The 26,154-nt window shown below is 54.1% G+C and carries 20 protein-coding genes and 6 pseudogenes; 15 read left to right on the top strand and 11 right to left on the bottom strand.

Going from position 1 to position 26,154, the window contains the following annotated elements:
• Positions 1-23 precede the first annotated feature (23 nt).
• Positions 24-326: pseudogene (locus tag BLT55_RS20715) on the top strand (hypothetical protein); the annotation flags it as partial.
• A gap of 15 nt (positions 327-341) precedes the next feature.
• Here the strand turns inward: BLT55_RS20715 and BLT55_RS20710 are convergent.
• Positions 342-452, bottom strand: a pseudogene (locus BLT55_RS20710) (AraC family transcriptional regulator CmrA); the annotation flags it as partial.
• A 77-nt stretch (positions 453-529) separates the two neighbouring features.
• Between BLT55_RS20710 and BLT55_RS20705 the strand changes: the two are divergent.
• Positions 530-765 (top strand): annotated as a pseudogene (locus BLT55_RS20705) (transposase); the annotation flags it as partial.
• A gap of 28 nt (positions 766-793) precedes the next feature.
• Here BLT55_RS20705 and BLT55_RS20700 read toward each other — a convergent pair.
• Positions 794-1,288 (bottom strand): demethoxyubiquinone hydroxylase family protein, encoded by a 495-nt coding sequence (locus BLT55_RS20700; protein ID WP_054999750.1) that lies wholly within the window; start codon positions 1,286-1,288, stop codon positions 794-796.
• 279 nt (positions 1,289-1,567) lie between these two features.
• On the opposite strand from BLT55_RS20700, the pseudogene BLT55_RS20695 reads away from it, so the two are divergent.
• From BLT55_RS20695 to BLT55_RS20685, 3 genes and pseudogenes are all read left to right on the top strand, one after another.
• A pseudogene (locus BLT55_RS20695) lies at positions 1,568-2,419 on the top strand (YifB family Mg chelatase-like AAA ATPase); the annotation flags it as partial.
• 141 nt (positions 2,420-2,560) lie between these two features.
• Complete coding sequence (locus BLT55_RS20690) at positions 2,561-4,123, top strand: anti-phage dCTP deaminase (protein WP_011102963.1); 1,563 nt, start codon at positions 2,561-2,563, stop codon at positions 4,121-4,123.
• A gap of 38 nt (positions 4,124-4,161) precedes the next feature.
• Positions 4,162-4,395, top strand: a complete 234-nt coding sequence (locus tag BLT55_RS20685) for a hypothetical protein (protein WP_054070124.1) — start codon at positions 4,162-4,164, stop codon at positions 4,393-4,395.
• Between the two features lie 174 nt (positions 4,396-4,569).
• Here the strand turns inward: BLT55_RS20685 and BLT55_RS20680 are convergent, their stop codons facing one another.
• The 3 genes and pseudogenes from BLT55_RS20680 to BLT55_RS20665 all read right to left on the bottom strand — a co-directional run.
• Positions 4,570-5,547 (bottom strand): IS5 family transposase, encoded by a 978-nt coding sequence (locus tag BLT55_RS20680; RefSeq protein WP_007247761.1) that lies wholly within the window; start codon positions 5,545-5,547, stop codon positions 4,570-4,572.
• A 289-nt stretch (positions 5,548-5,836) separates the two neighbouring features.
• The gene (gene xopAK, locus BLT55_RS34030; RefSeq protein WP_223862821.1) at positions 5,837-6,619 is read right to left on the bottom strand and encodes a XopAK family type III secretion system effector; all 783 of its coding nucleotides are present in this window, start codon (positions 6,617-6,619) and stop codon (positions 5,837-5,839) included.
• A 424-nt stretch (positions 6,620-7,043) separates the two neighbouring features.
• Positions 7,044-7,210, bottom strand: a pseudogene (locus tag BLT55_RS20665) (transposase domain-containing protein); the annotation flags it as partial.
• Positions 7,211-7,609: 399 nt separating this feature from the next.
• On the opposite strand from BLT55_RS20665, the gene BLT55_RS20660 reads away from it, so the two are divergent.
• From BLT55_RS20660 to BLT55_RS20625, 8 genes and pseudogenes are all read left to right on the top strand, one after another.
• On the top strand, positions 7,610-9,595 hold the full coding sequence (locus BLT55_RS20660; RefSeq protein WP_055000578.1) for an ATP-dependent nuclease: 1,986 nt from the start codon (positions 7,610-7,612) through the stop codon (positions 9,593-9,595).
• Between the two features lie 2 nt (positions 9,596-9,597).
• Positions 9,598-11,502, top strand: a complete 1,905-nt coding sequence (locus BLT55_RS20655) for a UvrD-helicase domain-containing protein (protein ID WP_011102967.1) — start codon at positions 9,598-9,600, stop codon at positions 11,500-11,502.
• A 218-nt stretch (positions 11,503-11,720) separates the two neighbouring features.
• A pseudogene (locus BLT55_RS20650) lies at positions 11,721-12,124 on the top strand (DUF6957 family protein).
• A 57-nt stretch (positions 12,125-12,181) separates the two neighbouring features.
• Entirely contained in the window at positions 12,182-12,946 is a 765-nt protein-coding gene (locus tag BLT55_RS20645; protein WP_074800834.1) for an antitoxin Xre/MbcA/ParS toxin-binding domain-containing protein, read from the top strand.
• Positions 12,947-13,135: 189 nt separating this feature from the next.
• On the top strand, positions 13,136-13,669 hold the full coding sequence (tcmP, locus tag BLT55_RS20640) for a three-Cys-motif partner protein TcmP (protein WP_074800831.1): 534 nt from the start codon (positions 13,136-13,138) through the stop codon (positions 13,667-13,669).
• Between the two features lie 19 nt (positions 13,670-13,688).
• On the top strand, positions 13,689-14,243 hold the full coding sequence (locus BLT55_RS20635; RefSeq protein WP_223862823.1) for a hypothetical protein: 555 nt from the start codon (positions 13,689-13,691) through the stop codon (positions 14,241-14,243).
• Positions 14,244-14,329: 86 nt separating this feature from the next.
• Entirely contained in the window at positions 14,330-14,773 is a 444-nt protein-coding gene (locus tag BLT55_RS20630; RefSeq protein WP_055000556.1) for a TraB/TrbI/VirB10 family type IV secretion system protein, read from the top strand.
• 463 nt (positions 14,774-15,236) lie between these two features.
• Complete coding sequence (locus BLT55_RS20625) at positions 15,237-16,214, top strand: IS5 family transposase (protein ID WP_007247761.1); 978 nt, start codon at positions 15,237-15,239, stop codon at positions 16,212-16,214.
• A gap of 163 nt (positions 16,215-16,377) precedes the next feature.
• Here BLT55_RS20625 and BLT55_RS20620 read toward each other — a convergent pair whose 3' ends face one another.
• Positions 16,378-17,127: an IS5 family transposase gene (locus tag BLT55_RS20620; RefSeq protein WP_082438194.1), complete on the bottom strand. Its 750-nt coding sequence runs from the start codon at positions 17,125-17,127 to the stop codon at positions 16,378-16,380.
• Between the two features lie 181 nt (positions 17,128-17,308).
• Between BLT55_RS20620 and BLT55_RS20615 the strand changes: the two genes are divergently transcribed.
• Both BLT55_RS20615 and BLT55_RS20610 read left to right on the top strand, forming a co-directional pair.
• Complete coding sequence (locus tag BLT55_RS20615) at positions 17,309-18,286, top strand: IS5 family transposase (protein WP_007247761.1); 978 nt, start codon at positions 17,309-17,311, stop codon at positions 18,284-18,286.
• Positions 18,287-18,756: 470 nt separating this feature from the next.
• Positions 18,757-19,989 carry a hypothetical protein gene (locus tag BLT55_RS20610; RefSeq protein ID WP_244159008.1) on the top strand — a complete coding sequence of 411 codons (1,233 nt, stop codon included), beginning with the start codon at positions 18,757-18,759 and terminating at the stop codon, positions 19,987-19,989.
• 160 nt (positions 19,990-20,149) lie between these two features.
• On the opposite strand, the gene BLT55_RS33530 is transcribed toward BLT55_RS20610, so the two are convergent.
• The 5 genes from BLT55_RS33530 to BLT55_RS20585 all read right to left on the bottom strand — a co-directional run bounded on the left by BLT55_RS33530 (position 20,150) and on the right by BLT55_RS20585 (position 26,017).
• A complete protein-coding gene (locus BLT55_RS33530) occupies positions 20,150-20,977 on the bottom strand; it encodes a hypothetical protein (protein WP_054999439.1) in 828 nt (275 codons plus the stop codon).
• Between the two features lie 604 nt (positions 20,978-21,581).
• Positions 21,582-22,703, bottom strand: a complete 1,122-nt coding sequence (locus tag BLT55_RS34850) for a TniQ family protein (protein ID WP_074800258.1) — start codon at positions 22,701-22,703, stop codon at positions 21,582-21,584.
• Entirely contained in the window at positions 22,661-23,551 is an 891-nt protein-coding gene (locus BLT55_RS20595) for a TniB family NTP-binding protein (protein ID WP_011102975.1), read from the bottom strand. The genes BLT55_RS34850 and BLT55_RS20595 overlap by 43 nt, the downstream gene beginning before the upstream one ends.
• Positions 23,548-25,476, bottom strand: a complete 1,929-nt coding sequence (locus tag BLT55_RS20590; protein WP_054999438.1) for a Mu transposase C-terminal domain-containing protein — start codon at positions 25,474-25,476, stop codon at positions 23,548-23,550. The genes BLT55_RS20595 and BLT55_RS20590 overlap by 4 nt, the downstream gene beginning before the upstream one ends.
• Complete coding sequence (locus tag BLT55_RS20585) at positions 25,463-26,017, bottom strand: heteromeric transposase endonuclease subunit TnsA (RefSeq protein ID WP_044392676.1); 555 nt, start codon at positions 26,015-26,017, stop codon at positions 25,463-25,465. The genes BLT55_RS20590 and BLT55_RS20585 overlap by 14 nt, the downstream gene beginning before the upstream one ends.
• Positions 26,018-26,154: the final 137 nt, after the last annotated feature.

Genomic DNA, 26,154 nt, shown 5'->3' with positions numbered 1-26,154 from the left:
TTTGGATAATTAGTGACGTGATGGTCAGTGCCCGGAGCGAGATTCGCTTCACGGAACTGCCGAGCTATCCGGGGCTGGATAGTCCCCTGCACCGCCAGGCGGCGGAATTGATCGCCGGTTTCTGTGGCTCCCGCGCGTTCGGCACGGTTGCCTTCGGAACCGAAGGTGGGTCGTTCAACCAGTCAGGCATCCCGGCAGTGGTCTGCGGGCCGGGCAGCATGGAGCAGGGGCACAAGCCGGACGAGTTCATCAATGCCGATGATCGTTCGTTTACCGGGTGGATCAGTCAGGACCAATATGCGCGGTCGACCGCGCCCGGACGCTGATGTCGGACGGGGATATCAGCCGATCTGCCGCACTCGGCTGAGATCTGTCGAAGGCGGACAGCCAAACTCACGGCTGTACTCCCTGCTGAATTGCGACGGGCTTTCATAGCCGACGCGATAGCAGGCGCTCGAAGCGTCCAGTGTAGTGGTCTAATAACCCCGGACACCTCAGTGGGTGACACTACACCCATTGAGGAATCACCATGACCAAGAAATACAGAAAATTCGATGCAGCCTTCAAGCTTGATGTCTGCAAGCTCATCATTGGTCAGGGGCAGAGTGTGAACTCGGTCTGTCTCGACATGAATCTGAGTGATACGGCAGTGCGGCGATGGTTGAGCAATAAAAGGCCGAACTGTTGGGTGAGCCGGGAATTGGCAAGCCATTGACCAATGAGCAGCAACGAAATCGCCAGTTGGAGCAGCAGATTCTGGAGCTGAACTAAAACCGACGCGTCATACACGTTTTCAAGAGCGCATACCCATCCAGATTACGGCCTCAGTCCATGCCGTCACCATGGGCGTCAGCATTCGAAACCAAGGATCGCGCACATCAATCTGGGCCGCTGAGTGGTCATGATGATGCTGCTCTTCCTCCACAATCGAAGTAATGGCCGCCACCGCATAGGGATCAATATTGACGAGCACATCAAGCTGGTGCGCCAAATGCTTGAGCACCACACTTTCAACCGCGACGGTAGTAGCGACAATGGCTTTGCGGCCGCAGATGCCAGTCAGAAGACCTAATGCCAAGCCGCCGATGCCACACAACCAATAACTGCGGCAGCGGGCATAATTACGACGTTGCAGTTCCTCCTGAAAGACTGTTCGATGGCGTCGCTCATGGGAGAGAAACTCTTTGAGCTCGTCCACCATGCTCGGAACGAAAAGCCGGGCCATCAACAATTGCCCGCTGTAGATACAGATCGCACCATGCTCACCCGCATGATCAACCTTCATCATGCGGTTACCGAGATCTTCGTTCCCAACCTTACAAACAGGTGAGTTCACATTGAGGTTTCTTGTTCAGGGGGCTTGATCATCGTGTCTGTCCTTAGTCTTGAGCCAGGCATCGTGCTGTAACGCTAGGCAGGTGTGCAAGTACGTTCTCAGGGCGTAGGCCGTACCATCTTTAATTTGTGACACCTTTCTCCCCCTCACACCCTGTATCCATTCCCCACCCACCCCCGCGCCTCAAATAAAGCACCATACCCACCCATCGCCCATATCAAGGAATGATCCATGTCGATGGCTATCGTCCATAGTCGTGCCCAGGTTGGAGTGGAAGCCCCGGCGGTCACTGTTGAAGCGCATTTGACCAATGGCCTGCCAGCCCTGACGCTGGTCGGTTTGCCGGAGGGGGCGGTCAAGGAGAGCAAGGACCGGGTGCGCAGTGCGATTCTCAATTCCGGGCTGGATTTTCCGGCGCGGCGTATCACGCTCAATCTTGCGCCGGCTGATTTGCCCAAGGATGGCGGTCGTTTTGATCTGGCCATTGCGCTGGGTTTGTTGGCGGCGAGCGGGCAGATCCCGTTGGTTGCGTTGCAGGATGTTGAGTGTCTGGGCGAGCTGGCGCTGTCGGGGGCGCTTCGGCCGATTCAGGGGGTGTTGCCTGCTGCGCTGGCGGCGCGTGCTGCGGAGCGGACACTGATCATTCCGGCGGTGAATGCCGAGGAGGCCTGTCTGGCGTCGGGGTTGCGGGTGCTCGCGGTCAATCATTTGCTGGAGCTGGTCGCGCATTTCAACGGGCGCACGGTGATTGCGCCGTATCAGTCCAGCGGTCTGTTGCACCAGCCCAAGCCGTATCCGGATTTAAGCGAAGTGCAGGGCCAGACCGCAGCGAAACGTGCATTGGTGATTGCCGCTGCCGGTGCACATAACCTGTTGTTCAGTGGGCCGCCTGGCACCGGCAAGACGTTGCTCGCCAGTCGCCTGCCGGGTTTGTTGCCGCCGCTGGATGAGCACGAAGCGCTGGAAGTGGCGGCGATCCAGTCGGTCGCCAGTCAGGTGCCGCTGACCAGTTGGCCGCAGCGGCCGTTTCGGCAACCGCATCACTCGGCATCGGGGCCGGCGTTGGTGGGCGGTGGCTGTCGGTTTTCGAAATAAATGAGAAATTCTCGAAATTAATGCGACTGCTGACTACGCTTGGAGACGCTATTTAACGCAAAGCTACTAAACGGTGATGTCATTGTGCGATGATTCACCAGTGAAGCTCACCTACCAGCAGGGATCGTTATGGCAGCTCCGGATTTTCGTCTCATAGCATCGGCTAACAGTAATAAAGGCGGGCATTTCGACGACATCGGTGCAATCGGTAAAACGATCACTCCAGAGATTGTTATCGCGTTGTGCGGACCGATGGGAACACCGTTGCACGACGTGGCAAAAACATTCCAGGAACTGCTACTTGGCACCGATTACAACTACGAAAAAGTAAACATCATCAGGCTGAGTGACGAAATCCGTAAGCAAAAGTCGCTGACGGGTGAGAAGTCGATCCTCAAGCTAATTGAAGCAGGTAACAAACTTCGCGAAGAACATGGAAACGAGATCTTGGCGCGCTTCGCCATTCGTCGAATTACCCTTGAACGAGAAGAAGCGCAGCAGGCTGCTGAAAAAATTCAAGAGCCTGACCTTTTCGACACTTCGGGTTCGCCGCCGACTCCAAAGATCACTGTCCGCTATTGCCACATTATCGACTCAATTAAACATATCGACGAACTCCGCCTGCTGCGCTCCGTCTACGGGGACATGCTGCATGTGGTAGGCGTCTATTCCCCGATTGAGCTACGAATCACCAGGCTAGAACGCTACAAAGGCCAAGGCGATCAGATTCACGATCTGATCGATCGAGACTCCGGCGAAGAGATGGATCACGGGCAACGAGTCGAAGACACCTTTCCGCAAGCAGACTTCTTCTTACGCGTAGAAAAAACGACCGACACGCATCGCAAAGGACGCGTTAAACGATTCCTTGATCTCATTTTGGGAACAGTCATCGCGACGCCAACCCTCAACGAGCGCGCTATGTATGCAGCATTTTCCGCCGCACGAAATTCCGCATGCCTCTCCCGTCAGGTCGGCGCTGCAATTACAAGCGAGGAAGGGGAAATATTAGCAACGGGGTGGAATGACGTACCCAAAGCCTTCGGCGGGCTCTACCAGACAGAGTCTTATGGAAGCTCCCCAGATGAAGATCGACGCTGCTGGAACCTCGAAGGCGGTCGATGCTCCAACGATCAGGAGAAAGAGGTCATCTCGAACGCTATCGTCGATTTGCTATCGAGCGAAGGGCTCATCGATGAAGCAAACCGCGAAAAGGTCTACAAGGCAATACGGAAGAAATCCCAACTCAAGAGCCTGATTGAGTTTTCTCGTGCTGTGCACGCCGAGATGCATGCTTTACTCAGTGCTGGAAGCACCGATGGCGGGAAAATCCGTGATGGGAAACTATTTGTGACCACGTATCCATGTCATTCATGTGCGCGGCACATCGTCGCAGCTGGTGTACGTGAGGTTTACTTTTTGGAGCCCTACCGGAAGAGCCTTGCGACGAAGCTTCACGAGGATGCTATAACTGAAAATGAGAATGAAACGGATAAGGTGAGAGTGATGCCGTTCGATGGCGTAGCGCCCTCACGATTTCTTCGCTTCTTCTCTGCTCACCCCAAAGGTCGGAAAAACTCGGAGGGCGTTATGCAAACCAGGGAGGCTCATCCCGTCGCTTTTGTCACAATGGAAGCTATTCCGACTCTTGAATCTCTCATCGTTCAGGGTTTATCCTCGCGCGGCATTTGAGATCAACCGGTTATCGGTAGCAGCATTGGAGCATTTTTATGAAAATCGTTGATGAATTTGATTACTCAGAACAGGGCACTCAGCTGACTTTGTCATTCGAAGCTTTGGACATCGGCGATCAATCGTACCTGCCTGTGGCAACGATCATAGAGTCTTCACACGCCTATCCTTTAGCTGAATGTAATGTCGTAGAGTTCCGCCGACCAGCAGTCTCGTCTGTCGAAGCAGGCTTGCTCGCTAGAATTCTGGAGAGAACTCGGCATTTCGTTTGAATCATGCTCAGTGGTGAGAAGCTCTCTAAGGAGACGCTGAACAATTAACCCGTTCGCACCGTCCCCATTTCCAAGCCGGTTTTTTTCAACCTGCCGGCCTTATTTTACGTTTCTCGAGCAGATTTCTGCCCTCATTTTGCTGAAAGGCGGGCCAGTCCCGCCTTTCAGACGGATTTATCCTGCCGTCTGTTGTAAATACCGCTTGGCCAGCATCAGATTGGCCAACCCAAACAAACTGAACAACTGCGCTGTATTCTTTTCCAGCCCACGGTAGCGAACCTTGCGATGATTGAAGCGCACCTTGATTACCTGGAAGGGGTGCTCGACCTTGGCACGCAGTTGCGCCTTGGCATATTCAATTTTGCGCTTGACCCGATACAGCACGCTGCCTTCGCCGTGCTGCTTGTAACTGCTTGGCCGTTCTGCAATCGACCAGATAACGTCCCGTTCAGCATGCTCCGGTCGCTTGGCCGCACCGGTGTATCCAGCGTCACCCGAAACATAGGTTTCGTCACCGTGAAGCAACTGGCCAACCTGGGTGACATCCGCCACGTTAGCGGCCGTCCCTACTACGCTGTGCACCAGCCCCGACGTGGCGTCTACACCAATGTGGGCCTTCATCCCAAAGTGCCATTGATTGCCTTTCCTGGCCTGATGCATCTCAGGATCACGCTTGCCTTCTCGGTTCTTGACCGAGGGCGGCGCGGCGATCAGAGTAGCGTCGACGATAGTGCCTTCCTTGAGCAGCAGCCCCCGGCTGGCCAGATGCTGGTTAATCGTTTCAAACAGCAGCCGGGTTAGCTGATGGACTTCCAGCAAGCGGCGAAAACGCAGCAAGGTGGTGGCATCCGGTGCAGACTCGCGACCCAGGTCGATACCCATAAAACCGCGGATGGCCTGGCTGTCGTAGACGGCATCTTCGCAACCTTCATCGGAGAAACCGAAACACTGCTGCACGACGTACATGCGCAACATGCGCGACACCCCTATCGCAGGGCGTCCGCGCTTGCCTGCGGTGTTGCTATAAAACGGCGCCACTTGCGCCTCCAGCAGGGCCCAGGGCACCAACTGTTCAAGGTCAGCCAGGAAGCGATCTCGGCGAGTCTGCTTTTTCTTGCCGGTATATTCGAGTTCGGAGAAGGTCTTCTGCACGCGCGTAACGCTCACGGAGAGGGAGGCTGTTGAAGGAACTTAGTGTGCCAAGGGTGGGGACAGTTGGCTATTTTTGCAGCGCCTCCCTAAAGCTCTGATAGATCCACACCTACGCAAAACTGATCGACACAGGAGAATGCCTGTTCATCCTTTAAACGATACAGGCATCCCAATCCCCCCTAGATATCTCGCCGTGAGCTTTGACGCGCTAGCAAAATTCGGGCTAAAAATTCTTTTGCACTGAATCTGACCAGGTACCTGTGTAGTGGTCACTTTCACCACAACCCACTCAGCAGTAGAGCGTGTCGCGACCGTACAGAACGCGGTCAGGCATCAGCAGAACATTGACACTGTTGTACTCGCCGGTATGCACGTCCTCTTCGCCTTCGGATACATGCAAGCGCGCCCCTTCGATTGAATAACTGCCTTTCAATGCCAAAAAGCTTAGCTCGTCGTCATAGCTGCCAGCCTCTTCCTCTTTAGGCATGATCATGCCGCCTACCAGGGAGTATTTGATTTGCAAAGCACCTTTATCGCGCATCGCTTGATCGAGAGTAGCCATGGTATCCTCTGGTGAGCCGATACCACTGTGGTGATAGACACCCAGCACCGGAAGCCCTTCTCTATCCATGCCTCTTGCACACACTGCAATGCAGGGTCCCAGGCCAGTGGTGCCAATGCCTTGGCAGCCGTCTTTAGAGTTGATGACATCGAACTCGTCCATGTCGACATCCCTCACGTTTGAGGCCAACACGTTGCTGCCTCTAGGCACAAACTCAATCGGCCCACCTCTAAACAACTCGGCGTGCAGCCGCTCAAGCGCCCTGAAGGGCGCGCGGTCCTGATCATTGACCGGTCGGTGGCTTAGCTCGCGTGACGATGAGCCAATTTGATAGACTTGCCTGCCACCGCCCAATAAGGAGTTGGATGTAACTGGGATTTCTAGCCCACCAGCCGCAGGTTTGAAGTGTCGTTGTTGGAGCGTGTTGAGAGCGTTCAAGTGTGGGCTGTTGGAAGAGCCTGCTTGAGTGTTAATGTTTAGGCGTTGAGCATCAAAAGCTTTAGCTAACATTGTGTCCCTCCGGCACTGCTCAGACGGGCTCCCCATCAATTGGCGCAGTCGCTGGGCCTGCATGCTTAGCGTTGCCCCCGGCCTTTGTAGCCCTTCCGACGCTTGGGCGATAGATGTTGTGGTGACAACTAGAGGGGAATTGTCGGGCGCTGAGGCGAAGCGGTTTTGCGCTTCCTCCGTAGGGGCCGTGTAATTGAAGCTGGAATTTACTGAGCTGGTTGAAATGCGATTCATTGAAAACCTCTTTGTCAAAAAAATTACGGTGCAGGAGCAGGCCTGCAGTCCTCATTTTTACCCTTGTGGAGAGGGCGGAGGTTTTAGTGGAGCCGCACCAGCTTGCAGTTCCTAGCCTATTGGGAAATATTTGCTCTCTGGCAAGCTGTTGAAATTCGCCGCATGCGTCCGTCCATCACGCCTTGCGTGATTAAACCGATTGCCACTTATGCGGTAACAGCTGATCGATTTCACTCGCCCGCTGCGTCGGCAGACGCGTGAACACGTCTTTCAGATACGCATACGGATCAAGCTCATGATTGCCGCCGCCCGTTGTCCACTGCGTAGTGATCCAGCAAAGAGCCAGTTGTTGCGTCCACCCTCACGCGTCGAGCTTGGTCTCGACGCGTGACGAATTTCGGGCCGGTGGTTCTTATTTCGGTGAGCACACCAAATGAGGCTACGATTTGCCCTATCGTGCGGGCGCACTGCCTTTAGTGCGACAGAGCGCGATGCCTCTTCCTGAAAGGACAAGACCAGTGATTGGTAAGGAGGCGCTGATTTATTCGATTTTTCGTCCCTGCAACGCTCTGGAGGCCTTGATTTATCTGGGGGCAACAGCTGGGTTTTAGAATAAATCAGCGTCTCCTAAGGGGCTAATTTGCTCCTTTAGTGCTTCAAATTCAGCGCTCTTAGTGGCAAGACGCTCTTCTCCTGCCTACGCTATGTCAGCCCGCGATAAACCCATATCCGTCGCGGCATAGAGGAAGGGATCCTGTGCTAATCGAATCTGCCGTCCTATCTGGTTTCCGTTGCTTTGCGCCCCGTCCTATCAGCGTAACAATCTCGCCAAAGATCACGACCATCGTCGGCCCCAACGCGGCAGGGAAAACTGCGCTTCTACACGCGTTGGCGAAGCTGTTTGGAGTGACTCGGGCACAACGCACCGTACGTCGCTCGGACTTTCACTTGGGACCTGATGACGATCCCACCAGTCTTGAATCAAAGCACCTCTACATTGAGGTTTTGATCGCCCTTCCCGAACTGATTGATGGAACTGCAACGCCAGAAACGATCGCACCTTCATTTCGGCATATGCTAATCGAGCGACCAGACGATGCTCCCGTCTGTCGTCTTCGGCTTGACGCTCAGTGGGAGGACGATGGAACCGTGGAAGGCGAGGTTTCGCAAACCCTGCACTGGGTCGACACGCTCGACGATGCACCGCCAGAAGACAAGTGCCACCCCGTCTCCGTAGCCGATCGGGGATTAATTCAGTTGTATTACACACCGGCAAGCAGAGACGCTGCTGCTCAGACCCGGGCGACTGCCGGAGCATTGGCGGCTCGTTTGTTACGCGCGATCGAGTGGTCGTCCGATACCGAAGAGGCGGTTCATGACGCTACCGAAAATCTTGCCTCTGCCTTCGAGGAAGAAGCGGCAATTGCCGCAATCACAGAAGCTCTACAGACGCGGTGGTCGGCACTTCATGATGACGTCGTCGACACTAATCCGCGCCTGAGTCTGGTAAGTCGCAGGTTCGAGGAGGTCGTCAACAAAATTGCAGTCATGTTCGAGCAGGGACCTGACGGTCAGGAGCGCGGTATCGAGGCGCTCAGCGACGGTCAACAATCGCTCTTTTACTTCGCTCTGGCTGCGGCCGTCTTCGACCTAGAGCGTGAGGTTGTAGCGGGATCAATTGAGGGCTTCCGAAGTGACGCTCTGCGGATACCTGCGTTGACGATCTTCGCTTTGGAGGAACCAGAGAACCACCTTTCGCCATATTTCCTTGCTCGCATCATCCGCCAAGTCCGATCACTCACAACCGATGGCAGCGCGCAAGCCATTGTCACCAGTCACTCACCCGCAGTACTTAGCCGCGTCAATCCGACGGAAGTTCGATACTGTAGATGCGACCCCAAAACGCGCGTGTCTACGGTCAAGCGGATTAAGCTTCCAGTCAACGACGTGGAGGCTAGCAAGTTTGTAAGGGGTGCGATGTTGGCCTACCCAGAGCTTTATTTTGCGCGGTTTGTTTTGCTGGTTGAGGGAGATTCGGAAAGAATTGTTTTACCGCGACTCGCAGAGGCGCTGAATTTGCTGATCGATCCAGCCTTTGTCGCTATTGTCCCATTGGGTGGACGTCATGTTCAGCATTTTTGGCGCTTGCTTAAACATCTGGGTATTCCTCACGCCACGCTGTTGGATCTTGACCTAGGGCGCGATGGAGGCGGTTTTAGACGAGTCAAAACGGCGATCGAAAAGCTGATCGAGTTCGGTGCACCGAAAGCCGAAGTGCTGAGAATTACAACTGGCATCTTATCCGATGCCGACTTAGCGAACATGCATAATTGGCCTGATTCGGTCGATCATAGCGGCCTCCTGTCATGGATCAACAACAACCTAAAAGCTCATGGAGTGTATTTCTCCTCACCGCTGGATTTAGATCTAGCAATGCTGGAAGCATTCCCTGCCGCCTATGCAGCCATCGTCCCCGAGCGCGGGGGTTCTCGCATGGCCGCTGACAAAGCCGCCGAAGTGGTATTGGGAACGGCAGGTCCCGGATTAAAAGCCTACACAGGGCCCTTTGTTGGTTATCCCCCTCAATTCCCGAGTTACCGCTACCACTTTCTCACTAACAGTAAGCCTGCAACCCACCTTGCAGCGTTGACTCATATCACAAAGGCGCAACTGGTAGCGCACATGCCAGTTGTGCTTGCTTCAGTGCTCAAACACATTTCCGCGTCGTTGAGGCGGGACTGAACATGACCTTATCGTCGCGAAGAGTCAGCTCAGAAAACTGGAAACCGGTAGGGGTAAAATCTCTTGAAAAGCACGCGTTTGAGGTGGTTTGTTCACACGTAAACCGATCCGTCATCGCAGGCCCCGGCGCGGGCAAGACTGAATTACTCGCGCAGCGTGCCGCCTATTTGTTACAAACCGGTGCAGCACCTGCGCCTAGACGTATTCTTGCGATCAGTTTCAAAAGAGATGCTGCCTCCAACCTCGCCAGCCGCGTGCGAAAGCGCTGTCACCCTGACCATGCCGGTCGTTTGGACTCCATGACGTTTGATGCGTTTGCAAAGAGCCTGGTCGATCGCTTCGGCCAATCACTGCCCGAGCGTTGGCGACCCCGACCCGATTACGAAATCACAAGCTACTACGAGCGCGACTACAAAGACTTCCTCTTTCAAGACGTTGGCTTGCCTCCAACGACAATTGGCACAAGGGCGGATCTACGCGCAGTCGGACCGAAAATATTCGAGCGCAACTATGTACTCGGCCAACCGCTCCCGATTGATGGATGGCTGTGTCCGACCGTCGGCCAATGGGCTGCGGATTTATTCTGGCGGGCATCCCTCCACGGTGGTGAAAAAAGTGTCTTGTCTTTCCCCATGATAGGCAGACTCGCAGAGCTTTTACTGCGAGTTAATTCCATGGCACGTGACGCGCTTCGGCTGACTTACTCTCATCTTTTCATGGACGAGTTCCAAGACACGACGCAGGTCCAATACGATCTTGTGAGTACCATTTTCCGAGGTACTGACACCGTATTAACCGCCGTCGGTGATAACAAACAGCAAATCATGCGCTGGGCTATGGCAATGGATGACCCTTTCTCCGAATTCGACGCAGATTTTTCGGCTAAGCGGACGTCCCTCTACAACAACTACCGCTCCTCGCCTGACTTGGTACGTATCCAGCATATTTTGGCTCAGGCCTTGGACATCGCAGCGGTTGAACCCATTTCACAGACGGCAGGTACGATTAACGAAGAAAGCTGCACGGTTTTCGACTTCCCCAGCCCACATGCAGAAGCACACAATCTAGCCGTATCTGTTGCGTCGAACATCGCGTCGGGCAAACTCACACCACGCGATTTCGTTCTCCTTGTTCGCCAGAAGGCGGGGGAATATGCCGAGGTGCTAGAGCCGGCTTTTACGGCTCAGGGACTGAGCTTACGCAATGAGGCAGGGCTGGTCGGAGCGATTATGTTGCAGGAGTTGCTCGTCGAGGAGGTCTCGGTACTTCTGGTTTCGCTACTTCGCCTATCCATGACACTCCGGGCAGGACGCTACTGGTCTGAATGCCAAAAATGGATGGCATCGTTGCGGGGAGTCGAGTTCGACGATGAAATCGGGCACTCCAAACTCACACGCGAACTGGACGCCTGCGCGATTTGGCTTGGTGCGAACCGGTCAAGTTTACCGACTACGCTGAAAGCCGCACGATCACTAGTTGATGAGGTCATGGGCTTTGTTGGACTTGGCCACCTCAAGAGCCGACACCCTGCTTACGCACAAGGAGAATGGCTCGAAAAGGTGCTCGACGCTGCTGCAACACATCTATTTAACTGTGCAATCAAATGTGCAGATTGGCCTTCGGCACTCGACACCTATGAAGGCGTCAATGCCATTCCACTGATGACCATTCACAAAAGCAAAGGGCTGGAGTATCACACTGTCATCTTTGTTGGCTTGGACGACGGAGCATGGTGGAGTTTTTCCAACGATGAGATTGAAGCAACCGCCGGATTTTTTGTCGCCTTCACCCGAGCCAAGCAGCGCGTGATTTTCACATATTGTGCCAAACGCGGGGGCCGCACGAAAATTGCCACGTTGTACCACCTGCTCCAGACAGCAGGCGTTCAGATAACACAAATATCCTGATTACTAGTAAATACCATTGGCGCAGATCTTGAGGTCCGCAGGCGCAAACCGGAGCGTAGTGATGCGTTAGTCCTATATTTCAGTGGGTTACTCAGGATCTATAGAAGAGAGCTTCTGGCATCAGGGCTCCGATAGAAATGTGACCGGATCGGACGACCCCAGCGCTGTCTTATGAGGAAGCGCAGAATGTACGCACATCGCTGATGTGGTAGGAACTGATGATGAACCTGACAGGATTGGCAAGGCTTTTCAGCGGACAAGGTAAGCCGACAGATGGGTGCAGTTTATCCCTAAAGGAAGCCGCCCTTGCTGTACAGGAAAAATTCGCTTCCCGTCCATATTGCTTGGTCAGCGACTGGACCATTCTGGACATTGACGTCAACGCCGAAGAACTCAATGCGCCACACACGCGTGGATTGGAACCGGTTTTGGTCTACACGCTGTGTGTTGTCTCGACAGCCGTGGACGCTACCAACCCCGCGATTGGGTGCGCATATCCTTTCAGATCGGTTTTGAATCGGCAGGTTATTTCCTGACCAAGAACACCGTGTACGTTTTACTTGGCTGGGGCAATCGACAGGGGATCACTCTTGATGAGCTCAACGCCCTCGTGGGGCAGTGATAGTGAGCAACTCCAGGCTGAAATACATCGTCATTAGAAGGTTCGAGGTGGCCGGATATGAGTAGTCATCATCTGTGGACGATTCAATGCCAAGAGACCAACGATTGTAGCGGCGATCTCATCATCAATTTGCCAAGTGAGTTGTTGAACCAAATGGCTTTGGCAATCGGCGATGATCTGGCGGTTGATGTTGTCGGACGCTCAATCATCCTGAGGCCGATATCAGACTTGGCAACGCGGCAGGCGAGGATCGGGGTGGCTGCGCGGCAAGACTTCTCTCGCACCTATCGCCACCGCTTGAGATATTTGCTCAACATCTCAACATCTCAACATCTCAACATCTCAACATCTCAACATCTCAACATCTCAACATCTCAACATCTCAACATCTCAACATCTCAACATCTCAACATCTCAACAGATGCAACCGATGGGCAGCTCCACGAGCTGGTGGAGACGGGGCTGACAGGGAGCAGCCTTCAGGGATTGCGGGCTATTGGAATCGTGAATATTGACGTACAGCCACTGCAATCGAGCGATGCACGGCTGAGTAACAGCGAAAGTGATTACCTCTATCGAATCGCACATATCTTGGCCCTCGCAGAATCTTTCTGTGGGGACGTCGAAAAAGCTAAGTGCTGGCTCTCCAAACCCAAGTCGCAGTTTTCAGGTAGAATGCCCATCGAAATGCTTTCGACTACCCCCGGAACAAATCGGGTAGAGGAATTGCTCACACAAGCCAAAGAAGGAATGCTTCTGTTAGGGCGTAATGACCAAGAAAGCGACAGCTCGCTGGACGTCCTCAGCGTAGCCATCCCGTAACGGCTCAGATATCGTATCGCCACTACGAAATATCCATCTTGTTCGTCTAGGGAGACGCTGATTTATTCTAAAACCCAGCTGTTGCCCCCTGATAAATCAAGGCCTCCAGAGCGTTGCAGGGACGAAAAATCGAATAAATCAGCGCCTCCCTAGCTAACCAGTGAACGAGCGCATCAACAGGGAAGTGTTATGGCGGCGATACCAGTGGAGTACCACGGTCGGGAACAGGCTTACGTAAAGCACACGATTCTAAAGACCTATCTCCAACGGCTTTTCATGATTATTGGCAGAAATGAAACAGATATCAATTACGTAGACTGTTTCGCTGGACCGTGGTCTGAAGAATCAGAGGATTTACGCGACACCTCTATTGGTATTTCACTGAAGCTGATGAAAGACTGCGCCAAGTCGCTCGAAGAGGTCCATGGCTGCAAAGTTAAATTTCGCGCCTTATACATCGAGAAAAACAAAGAAGCCTTCTCAAAGCTGAAAAGCTTTCTCGACGACGATTCGAGTTCCTGCGTTGCAGCAGACTGCATCCAAGGCGATTACACCACCAAAATTCCTGAGATTGCCGCATGGGCATCGCATAACTTCACCTTCTTTTTTATCGACCCTAAGGAGACGCTGATTTATTCTAAAACCCAGCTGTTGCCCCCAGATAAATCAAGGCCTCCAGAGCGTTGCAGGGACGAAAAATCGAATAAATCAGCGGCTCCTTAAAGAAAGCGGTGCGGAATTCATGACGGTCTTTTTTATTACACCCTTCGGTTCCAATCCAAGGACTTACTGGTTCATCCACCTCGCCAATAGCTATCGCGCCAATGCGGTAATGAAAGAAATCCACTGGAAGTACGGCAACCATTTTTCGCACTCCATGACGCCTGCATTGTTTGTTGGCTACGACACCAAGCGCGACATTCAGGTGACCGATCAGCGAAACCTGGGTTTCGGTGAAGAGCATTTTTTCGATGGCGTGACCGGCAAGCGGATCGAGACGGAGCTATCTGAACTTCTGCCACGCAAGATCTACGACCGGCCAACGCAGTCGTTTAGAATGATGATGAGGGGCATGGCCAACGGAACTATGGCTAACGAGAGCATCGTTCGTGAAGCGCTTCACCTGCCGATCCTGTGCAAGGACATCGAAGTCTTCGACAAGGATAGGCGAACCAAGCGCCGCAAAGGCAGCAGCATCAAGTCAACTGACATCCTGATGCCGGCCTCTCAACGCACCATGTTTTTCACTCCGTCGGTATCGGTGCCTCGCAAGGCGCAGTCAGACGCTGACGATTGATGATCGCCCAAGTAGATTCATAAAATAATTTTTCGTCCAATGCGAGTTGTTTGCGCGTGGTGGCTCGCTGATGTCAGGAGTTATTGATGGTAGGTAAAAAACTCGTTTGGGTCACTGTGGTGACTCACGTATTGATTTTTGCAGGTTGGGCGCAGGCTCAACAGCCGGCGGCAGTCGCTCAGCGCCCCGTAAGCGTACCGTATGAGGTAACTGAAGGGACGTTCCTCAATCTGACGCTGGAGCGTGTGGACCCGAACTATGTTGCGGCGATGGTGTACGAGAATGTTTACGACGACTACGACAACGTGGCAATCGCACGAGGTAGCCGCTTGTTTGGACGTCTGATCAACAAGATCAACGACTCATACGATGTGTATTTCACACAGCTACAGCTCAGCACCGGGCAAACGCTTAGTCTTGATCCTCCACTACAAGCCACTTCCCCATTGGGCTCTGCAGGCATCACTGACTTCAAGCCAGCTGCCATTGCTGGAACCATCTGGCGACGAGATCAGGTCATGCCCCATTAATGACATTCGTTTCAAGAAGATCGGTGTTCACACCAGTTATTTCTGATGGACGAGGCTCTAGCTAGAGCCCTTTTCCCAAAGACGCGATTGCCGTGACAACAGGCCCCAGAGAGTTCACATCAGAGCGCTTGGTCCTTACACTGGATAGTGATATCAAGTAAGCAGCACATCGGTGAGCCGATGAAGCGCGGAATAGATTGAGCTGAAAGCCAGGAGAAAGCGGTCGGTGACTGAAGCAGTGACGCGTTGCAATTTTGCATACGGAAGGCCAGATCTCAGAAATCCTGATCCCAAAACTCAAGATTGGTCAGGCGACTACATTGTCTGGTGGTATGGTCCTGCGATGCGCAATAACAGGGCGATGTCCATCCCCCTAGGGAGGCGCTGCAAAAATAGCCAACTGTCCCCACCCTTGGCACACTAAGTTCCTTCAACAGCCTCCCTCTCCGTGAGCGTTACGCGCGTGCAGAAGACCTTCTCCGAACTCGAATATACCGGCAAGAAAAAGCAGACTCGCCGAGATCGCTTCCTGGCTGACCTTGAACAGTTGGTGCCCTGGGCCCTGCTGGAGGCGCAAGTGGCGCCGTTTTATAGCAACACCGCAGGCAAGCGCGGACGCCCTGCGATAGGGGTGTCGCGCATGTTGCGCATGTACGTCGTGCAGCAGTGTTTCGGTTTCTCCGATGAAGGTTGCGAAGATGCCGTCTACGACAGCCAGGCCATCCGCGGTTTTATGGGTATCGACCTGGGTCGCGAGTCTGCACCGGATGCCACCACCTTGCTGCGTTTTCGCCGCTTGCTGGAAGTCCATCAGCTAACCCGGCTGCTGTTTGAAACGATTAACCAGCATCTGGCCAGCCGGGGGCTGCTGCTCAAGGAAGGCACTATCGTCGACGCTACTCTGATCGCCGCGCCGCCCTCGGTCAAGAACCGAGAAGGCAAGCGTGATCCTGAGATGCATCAGGCCAGGAAAGGCAATCAATGGCACTTTGGGATGAAGGCCCACATTGGTGTAGACGCCACGTCGGGGCTGGTGCACAGCGTAGTAGGGACGGCCGCTAACGTGGCGGATGTCACCCAGGTTGGCCAGTTGCTTCACGGTGACGAAACCTATGTTTCGGGTGACGCTGGATACACCGGTGCGGCCAAGCGACCGGAGCATGCTGAACGGGACGTTATCTGGTCGATTGCAGAACGGCCAAGCAGTTACAAGCAGCACGGCGAAGGCAGCGTGCTGTATCGGGTCAAGCGCAAAATTGAATATGCCAAGGCGCAACTGCGTGCCAAGGTCGAGCACCCCTTCCAGGTAATCAAGGTGCGCTTCAATCATCGCAAGGTTCGCTACCGTGGGCTGGAAAAGAATACAGCGCAGTTGTTCAGTTTGTTTGGGTTGGCCAATCTGATGCTGGCCAAGCGGTATTTACAACAGACGGCAGGATAAATCCGTCTGAAAGGCGGGACTGGCCCGCCTTTCAGCAAAATGAGGGCAGAAATCTGCTCGAGAAACGTAAAATAAGGCCGGCAGGTTGAAAAAAACCGGCTTGGAAATGGGGACGGTGCAAACGGGTTAATTGTTCAGCGTCTCCCTAGGGTCTGTTCCCGTTTCACATTGGTAGCCACAGAAAAGCGCAGGCCATTGCTATGACGCTTTCATAGTTTCTCTTGAGTTTGTCAAATCGAGAAGCCACCGCCCGGAAATGCTTCAACCGGGCGAAGGCGTTTTCTACGAGATGTCGATTGCGATATAACCCTTTGTCCAGATCTGCGTTCCCTTTCAGAGAATTGCGCTTTCGTGGAATCACCACTTTGCTGCCTTGCTGCTCGACCTGAGCCCGTATCGCTTCAGTGTCGTAGCCCTTGTCCGCAATGATCACTTCTGCATCGGGCACCTTGGCAATCAACGAGGCCGCCTGCGAACAATCATTGGTCTGGCCTGCGGTCACGTCAAATGCAATAGGCAGCCCACAAGCGTCTACAGCCAGGTGAATCTTGCTGGTGTTACCGGCTCGGCTTTTTCCGATGGCCTGGTCCTGCGTGCTGGCAGCACCTGCGCTGTGCTGATGAGCCTTGGCATAGCTGCCATCAATGAAGACCCACTCCATGTCAGGATCAGTCATCAGCACCTCAAGCACCTTGACCCACTTGCCTGAAGCAGACCAGGCATTGAACCGCTTGTAGACCTTGCTCCAGTTTCCAAACGCTTTCGGCAGGTCTCGCCAAGGGCAACCCACACGCATGCGATACAGCATGCCTTCAACCGTGGTGCGCAAATCTCGCTTGTTGTAGATCGATTCGTGTAGCAAAATTTCTCGTAGCTTCGGCCAGTGCTCATCACTGAGCATTAATCGGGGCATTGCAGGCTCGTATTGGTGTTGTGTGAGAACTCCAACAATACGGGGCTGTTCTCATAAGGATCAATGGGTTACGTGCAAACGGGAACAGACCCTAGGGAGGCGCTGCAAAAATAGCCAACTGTCCCCACCCTTGGCACACTAAGTTCCTTCAACAGCCTCCCTCTCCGTGAGCGTTACGCGCGTGCAGAAGACCTTCTCCGAACTCGAATATACCGGCAAGAAAAAGCAGACTCGCCGAGATCGCTTCCTGGCTGACCTTGAACAGTTGGTGCCCTGGGCCCTGCTGGAGGCGCAAGTGGCGCCGTTTTATAGCAACACCGCAGGCAAGCGCGGACGCCCTGCGATAGGGGTGTCGCGCATGTTGCGCATGTACGTCGTGCAGCAGTGTTTCGGTTTCTCCGATGAAGGTTGCGAAGATGCCGTCTACGACAGCCAGGCCATCCGCGGTTTTATGGGTATCGACCTGGGTCGCGAGTCTGCACCGGATGCCACCACCTTGCTGCGTTTTCGCCGCTTGCTGGAAGTCCATCAGCTAACCCGGCTGCTGTTTGAAACGATTAACCAGCATCTGGCCAGCCGGGGGCTGCTGCTCAAGGAAGGCACTATCGTCGACGCTACTCTGATCGCCGCGCCGCCCTCGGTCAAGAACCGAGAAGGCAAGCGTGATCCTGAGATGCATCAGGCCAGGAAAGGCAATCAATGGCACTTTGGGATGAAGGCCCACATTGGTGTAGACGCCACGTCGGGGCTGGTGCACAGCGTAGTAGGGACGGCCGCTAACGTGGCGGATGTCACCCAGGTTGGCCAGTTGCTTCACGGTGACGAAACCTATGTTTCGGGTGACGCTGGATACACCGGTGCGGCCAAGCGACCGGAGCATGCTGAACGGGACGTTATCTGGTCGATTGCAGAACGGCCAAGCAGTTACAAGCAGCACGGCGAAGGCAGCGTGCTGTATCGGGTCAAGCGCAAAATTGAATATGCCAAGGCGCAACTGCGTGCCAAGGTCGAGCACCCCTTCCAGGTAATCAAGGTGCGCTTCAATCATCGCAAGGTTCGCTACCGTGGGCTGGAAAAGAATACAGCGCAGTTGTTCAGTTTGTTTGGGTTGGCCAATCTGATGCTGGCCAAGCGGTATTTACAACAGACGGCAGGATAAATCCGTCTGAAAGGCGGGACTGGCCCGCCTTTCAGCAAAATGAGGGCAGAAATCTGCTCGAGAAACGTAAAATAAGGCCGGCAGGTTGAAAAAAACCGGCTTGGAAATGGGGACGGTGCGAACGGGTTAATTGTTCAGCGTCTCCCTAGCCTTCCCCATTACAGGGTCGGCACCATTTGGCGCAATGGTCGCTGCATTTCTGACACCGAGCTCGACACCGAGAGGCTTGCGGTCAACTTCAATGCAGGGAAGTGGCGGACTACCTCACGCAGAGCGCTCATCGCTTCAGGTCAAGGGCACCTCTTTGCAGATGAGGAGTATCCGCTAATCTTGGGAAACGACGATCGCTGCAAACTTCTCAACTTCTCAACTTCTCGCTCGATGATGGTCGCAATCTGCTGATCCCGTGCACCGAATACTTTGTACGTGCCTATGCCAGAAACATGGAGATTTGCAGGGCTTTAGCCAATTTGCGCTGGAGCGATGTTTCTAACGTTCTTTTTCAGAACCCGGTAGCAGAACGTAATCTGCCAGTCTGGCTGGTTCGCCCCGGCCCGAGAATGCGTTTCTTCGATGCGGTGTTTCTGGCTCATATACTTTATGACCCACGCACAACCAGCGCTGTAAAGAGAGTGAATTCGCAGTTTATTTCCCAGTCACCGGGCAAGCCCATACTCCTCGAATGCCGACCCTGGCTCGAAGGCCCTGGTGAAATCCTCGCCCGGGGTAAATGGCTGAATGGCGGGAAAACGTTTTTGTGCTTGGATCTTATGGGAACGAACATGCCCAAAGGTCCGGAAGTTGAATTTCAGAAGCTAAAGTTCGACAGCAGCGAAGGTGTGGATGGCTTGGGAAGGCTCGTGCTGCCACGCCCAATCAAAAGCGCCGCTCTCGAAGAGTTTCTCCAAGAACGATCCACGGTTGAGCCGGATCGGCATGCCGAAATCTATGAGGCGAAAGCGGCGCCTTTTAAAGTACTCGGCGCAAAGCGCCCAGTGAAGAAAACAAAATCCGTGGTGAAGGCCAACAAAAGCCGCCTTGGGCCAGCACCACCTGAGGCAGATGGAGTTTCCGCAGGTACCGGCACGGGAAGTGGAAAGCAAGTTGGCAAGTTAGAGACGGTATCGGATGAGGAGCATGAGGCTGCGCTCGACGTGGTGCTCGAAACCCAAGGCTTTTTCATGGACATCTGGAAAGCGCTCAAGTCGATTGGCGCTGAAAATCCGAAACAGATTCTGCGCGTGGACTGGTACACACCCGTGGCGCGATTCAGCAGTAAGCCGCCCCTCGGTATTGTTGAACTCGCGGTCGAAAATGAAGAGGATCTGCCATCAGATGTGCGGTCCTGGCTGTATCTGGACCGGAGCGCTGGACTGCGACGAGGCATACTGATCGTGCGCATCAAAACCATCAAGGGCAACTATTTTTGCGTCGAGGTTCAGCGCAAGGACGGCAAAAAAGGTGAAATACCCCCCGGATCTGCCGGACTGTTGATGAAATTCAGCGAAAATGAAGAGGCGTTCAAAAATTTCGTCAACGAGCTGTGCCGAAGAATCGTTGGCTACAGAGGGGTGTTCAGCAAGCTCAACAAGCTCTACCCAGCAGACTACGTCACCTTCAACCACGGCAAACACGATAAAGAAATTCTTTACCGGAGCATCCTCATCAACAAATTCAGCGAGCTTGGGATCACGCTCAGCTAACCTGGATCTCTGTCCCGTCACCACTAGTGTCCCGCGGTGGTCAAGCGCGAGAGGATTGAGGTTTCAGCAAGCTTTTTCCAAGGAAGACCGCCATGCCTGTAAATCTCCACGTGGCAGTCAGGTCGAAAGCAAACAGCAGGTCAGCCTCCATGACTCACCATCATTCTTCTATGGTTCGCTCATAGGTGCTCGCTGATGGCACCCAGAGCCCCCTTTGTGAGCATTCGATGTTGAATCCAGCAGTCCCCTGGTAGGTTGCCGGCGTATATACCAGCCCCTTGCGACTGACCCTGCCAATCCCATGGAAATAAGCCAAGGCTTTAACGATCCATCGTGACTCAAAATCGCTAGTCTCGTCGCGTTGTGGCAGCAATTCGACAAGCTCTCTCTCGCGCTTCGCTTGTTTCTGTTGCCTTGCCCACCTCGGATCCGGGCGAGAGTTCAGCCCTGCGTTGTAGACCTGATTCAAGTACCCGACGAACCCCGTGACACTTGCCACATGCCCCGGCGACTTACGCCAATAGCCGTCGAGTACTTTCTGGTCAATCATGGCGGCAGCCTTCAGTCGCGAATGATCCAGAAGGTCAGAAGCAGATCGCAAGGCGAGCCTGATGGACCGTAAACTGATGTCACCGGCCGCCAGCCGACTTTGCAACATACGGTGATAACCAGTGATCAACTGCTGAGGCCAAGACTCTCGGGGTTGCTCCATGATGCCCTGCACACGTCGGTGCTCCGAATCCTCCTCACGGGCTTGTTCGCACACCACTAATCCGTCGAACTCGCTCAGCCAGCTCATCGGCACACGAGAACGGCGCAATCCTTCGGCTGAGAAATGCCGCAGCAGCTGAGAGTACTGAGGCACACCCTGCCAGACGTTTTCGAGCTCTTTAAAGAACTTGTAATAGGTGTTGATTTTCAAGGCCGCAGCCTTGGGTCCGAGCTCAAGCAAAACCCAGTTTCCGAAACGCTCAAATCGCTGCGCCATAGATAGCACGCTTAAACCGCTGGTATTGATTGCCAGGCGCTTTTGGAAGGTTCGCTCCCAATAGCACCTCTCACATTCCTTGCCTCGCCCGGCTGGTGTGCTGACACCACAAGTCGCGCACGCAAGCACACCCTGCTCAATGCATACCTTGCAGCGCTTGCGACCATCAAGTTCCGAAATCAGTACGCGATGGCGCCGGCAATCAGGACAGGTTTCGGCAGCAGGGCCGCTGCATTTTGGGCAGAGCAATCTGCCGGTCAGCGAGTTCCTCGCTGTTCGCTGAGAAAGCGTTCCACAGGCGTCACAGATTGCCGGTTCACGAAAGTGCACTGCGCAGGGTTTGCATACAGGCCCATAGGGGGTGATCCGCCCTATCTTAAAATCGACTTTGTTGCATCGGGCACAAGAACCGCGTCTTAAACAGGCACTGCAGCGAGCGGTCTTATCGAATGTCGGGAGTCTGGCGAAATTGCCACAGGCAGGACATAGTCGACGCTTGAACAGCCGCGGGTAGCAGTTGCCGCAATAGCGCTTTTCTTGGTAAATCCTCTTAGGCTGCTCAATGGCACGGCCGCAGCCGTCGCATTCACAGCGAGCCAAATGTTCAACGGATACCACGTCGTCTGACCTTTCGTTTCAGTCGCAACCACATACGCAGCGTTTGCGCGGGGCTACTGGGATGTTCACGGTCAACACCGCTCACCAGATGATGCCTGGGCGACTGCAATGCGGCGACCAGATCCAGCAAAACTGGAGGAGAACCACTGGTGGGTAAATGCAGCGTCGAGGCTGGAAGTGACTCATGCCGTGCCGCTTCGATAAATCTTTGTGGCCCGGCTGACATTATCACCCACACGATGCTGAGCAGGACAGAGCGCTCAGCGGGAGACAGGTATTCAAGGGGCAACCCCAACGGAATCGGTTGAAGGGACTCAAGCGGTATACCTAGTGATTCGAAGAATCTTTCAGCCGCAGCGCTATGGCGACGCACTGCTGCCTGAGCAAAGCTCACCAAAGTTCGTGCAACAGTTAACCAATCGCGAAAGTCGAGTGGCGATGAGCCGTACAAGGGCCAGCGGCCAATGTTTTCGTCCACGTATATCTGGAAAGCCAGCGCAGCTTCTGCAGCGTCGCACCGAGCGCCATCGCTTAGCGCAGCACCGCACCTGTAGCAATCACTGAGCGAAGCACCGGCTCTCAGCAGCTCCGGTTGCATAGGCGCCAGACAATGCCCGCACCGCTCAATCAACTGCACCCCATGTATAGGGCAGCAGGTATGCCAGGCCAAACGCCACTGGATGAAAAAACGTGAATTGGATTGCGCAATGCAATCCGGGCAGCATTGCAGCCCTCCGCTATGATGACCGCCTCGACAACCCAGTACCGTCAGCCAAGGCCAGCTTGCGCGCAGTAATCTGTGCGGCTGACGCACAATCGAAGTCATAACATTTTTGAGGGTAGCAGACTGCAAGCTTGCGCAGGGCACACCCGACTGCTTACTCAGAACCGCAAGCCTACTCACTGAAACAGATCGATCCAAATCACTTGCCCAAGCCCTAGTGCCAGGCCATGCGATTGCTGTCAACGCTGCTGGTGAGCAGCCGTGAGCCAGAGCCATCCTGATAATCCAGGAAGTCAGAAGCTCGTCCGTAAGCAGCGGTTTACTAAGAGGCCAGACCGGGTTTACAGAGACTGCTCCCGGATGCCACGAGTAGGACGCAACCATGACATGCTCTCGATGAGTTCTATGTCAATGCATTCCTTGCCGGAGACTATGGCCTGCTTCGAGCACTCCATCAGAAGCCGGTGTACATTCCCAAGGTTACCGCCGGAAATCGCGTGTACACGCCGAGCCTTGTCTGGATGTGCCAGCCCAGAAGGCTTTTTCAAAGGCAGTATCGACTCAAAGCCTTTGAGCATGCGCTGAAATTCGGGATCGAGCTTCCATTGATCGAGCTTGATAACATCGAAGCGACTGGCATGTTGTGGATCATGATGGAGGATGCGAACAGCATCCGTGGTTCCAACACCAATGATTGGAATCACCAGCTCGTTGCAGAGGGACTTCAAAGCGTTCATCACCTCACGCTGCTTGATTGCAGAGCCTGTGAGCAATGAATGGAACTCATCAATGATCAGCATTCTGACCTTAAGCTCGCGGAAGGAGTGAATAACCTGGTAGCGCAACGCCAACTTGGTATCCGTGATCCTGTAAGGCATCCATAGCTGTTCCAAAAGAGCCACATACAGCGCCTTCTCGTCAGCAGTCGATGGGGCCTCTGCCAAAATCAGGGGGCGGACCGGATCATCATTTTCGTCGACGTACCCTTCGCCATGCGTTTTCTGAAATCGCCTGATAACGGTCGTCTTACCGTTATTGGAATCCCCCACGATCAGCAAATTAGGCATGCGGGCTCGCTTGGGCATGACAATCAGATCATTGAGCGTGTCGAGGATTGTGCGAGCCAATGCATAACCTATCCAACGTTCCTCTCCTATGAAGAGGATCCGTTCCCGGTCGCTCAACTGCAACACTGGTCGAAAATCAGGATGGATGTGGTCGTATGTGCTCATTCGACTTCACCTGTCGATTCGACTTCCGAAAGCATAAGCAGGTCAGAATCCTCCTGCACGAGATCCAGCACCAGCTTGGCTACGGGCTTTGTGGGTTGGGCCGGTGTACCTTTCTTGCTGTGGGTACGACTCTTCTGAGCGTCTTTGCGAGCTCTCTTGCTGGTCGCAGAAGCCTCCTCGACTAGCTTTCGGTTTTCGACGGCGTACTCGGCGATCAATGCATCGTCAATGTTCCCCCGCCCTTCGCTGACAGCTTTATCCTTGGCAGCGTGATATTCCCAAAGCGTCACCGCAGGGAATGCCTGGTATGAGGCCGGTACGCGAAAATACTGCTTCAGAACAGGGTCATAGAACCAAATGACGCTGACATCCCTCGGGTCACGCCTGAAGAGCAACTTGATTGCCTTCCCGGTCGCGGGATCCTTTTGATTGATCCAATGACGCAGCGCTTCGGAATAGTAGAACAGATCCCACTGCACACCGTACGTCTGCACAGTCCTGCGAACCGATGGTAGGAAATCCAACTGGACAGCCAAAGGATCGGTGGGCCGCGCCGGCACACTGACCAGAGGATCAACCTCCCGATTGCCGAAGAACGCCAACTGCCACTTGCGAGCAGGGCTCATGTGGATCTTTTTGTGATAGGTCTGGTGGTACTTCAAAATTGATCGAACCAGCCATACCTCGAATTCCGCCATCGTGAGAACGGCTTTAGCATCCGAATCATAGCCCTCGCGTTCCTGAGGGTTACTGAAGGTAGTGCCTGGCAGCTCATGCACCATTCTCATGAAAGTGCCAAGCACCCGCTCAATTCGACCACCGTATTTTGGAACTTTGGATGGCCGGAAGACGCTGTCTATCCCGTAGTTCTTACAGGAATCCACGATGTTCTGCGCCCGGAAGTCAGCACCGTTGTCAGTATGAATTGTTCGTGGAAACCCCCAAACAGGCCATTCACCACGAATGTCGTGAGCAGCCAGCCAAGCCTCCTTGGGAAGTATTGAATGTGCGATGCACATCGCCACAGATGTCTCGGAAGGCGCCTCGAACGCCAAGTAGTAACCAACGATCATGCAGGAGTAGACGTCGATGGCGAGGGTGAGCCAAGGCCGGCCAATTGGCTTACGATGTCGTTCGTCCACCACAATGAGGTTGACCGGGGTATGGTCGATCTGCACAACGGCCAGCGGATAGCCCTCATCCGGAAACTGTCCGACTGAAGGAGTGTGTCTGTTGTTCGCCTGCTCGGCATAACCACGCCGACGAAGCTTCACCACCTCGGGAATCTGCCTAATCCGCGCCCTGATAGCAGATGCGCCAGGAGGCTGGATATCGAGCGCTCGCGCTCTGCGCTCAATCTCCGAAATCGTGGACTGAACCGTGTACCTCTGCACCGTCAGGTAGTAATCATCCAGCACGTCCTGTACGAGCTTTTCTCCTTCGACAGAAAGACGTGTGCTGCCCTCGCGCCAACCGCGCTTGCGCGGAACAAGAGCCAGAACCTCATTCCATCGACTGTAACGATCCAGCCAACGATAAAGGGTTGCCGGGCTGATCCCGGTGGCCTTCGCACGCGCTGCCACTGTCTCTTTGGACAACACCGTGTTGCCCAATAAAGGCAGAATCGCGGAATAGCGCTTTTGCGCTATAGCCCAGGCATCCGAACTGATGCTGCTGATATCGTGGTTAACGTACAGCCCGTCCAGTTTCTCCGGATCTACAGCTCTGAGGTCGATAATTTGAAGGGCCGCACTGCGGCCCGTCTCGACCTCGGTCCCGATCACCGTTTGTAGATCTAGGATTTGAACGATCCGGTAAATTTCCTTGTCCCGGCGCACCATCGCGCCGACTTCAATGGCAACGCGTGACCGAGCAGGTTCAAACGGAACCAGGTGCTCGCTGGTGTCGTCTTCATACAGTTTCATTATCGGGGACCCACAGTTCGAGATCGTGGTTCAGAGGTTCGGTGATGTCGCAGTCGACCTGACGCGTGGCGATCAAGTGCCAAAGCAGCGACACGCCCCGGTCACGGAAAATACCATTGAAGTGCCGTGCCAGAAGGTAGTGCACTGGGGCGACTTCCATCTCACGCAGCGTCTTCAACACAGCAACGATGTCGCCTTGTTCAAAAATCATTCGCTCGAAACGTTCCAGGAACACAATGTTTTCGAGCGGGAGACCGCGAATGCGCGATTCATCATAAATGCGGAACTGCCACCCCTGGCTACGGGCCAACCGGCGAGCCTCCTTCCATTTACCTGACCAGTCTCGCCAATTTTCTACCCATTGCTCCCTCGGCTTGACCTCCACCAGCAGCGGTTGCATTGCGCCGAAATAGGGCAGGTGCTGCTGGTGATAGAAAACAAGGTAATCAGGAGTGTAGATCTGGGGACGGCCCAAAGAGTCGGTGAAAGGAACCTCAACCGGTTGGGAGATAACCGACTCGACCTGGTGAGAGAACCGCATCCGTTTCAAAAAATCCCTTTCCAACGACGATTCGAAAGCAACACCACCGAGCCCCTTGAAAGCCATCACTCCTGAAATGCTACGGCGAGTCGGCTTGATCTTCCGGACCGGTTTAATTTGGTCGCATTTATTTCCGA

Origin of the sequence: Pseudomonas cannabina, from assembly GCF_900100365.1 — a bacterium.
GTDB lineage: Bacteria > Pseudomonadota > Gammaproteobacteria > Pseudomonadales > Pseudomonadaceae > Aquipseudomonas > Aquipseudomonas cannabina.
This window is presented reverse-complemented; position numbering and strand designations above follow the sequence as displayed.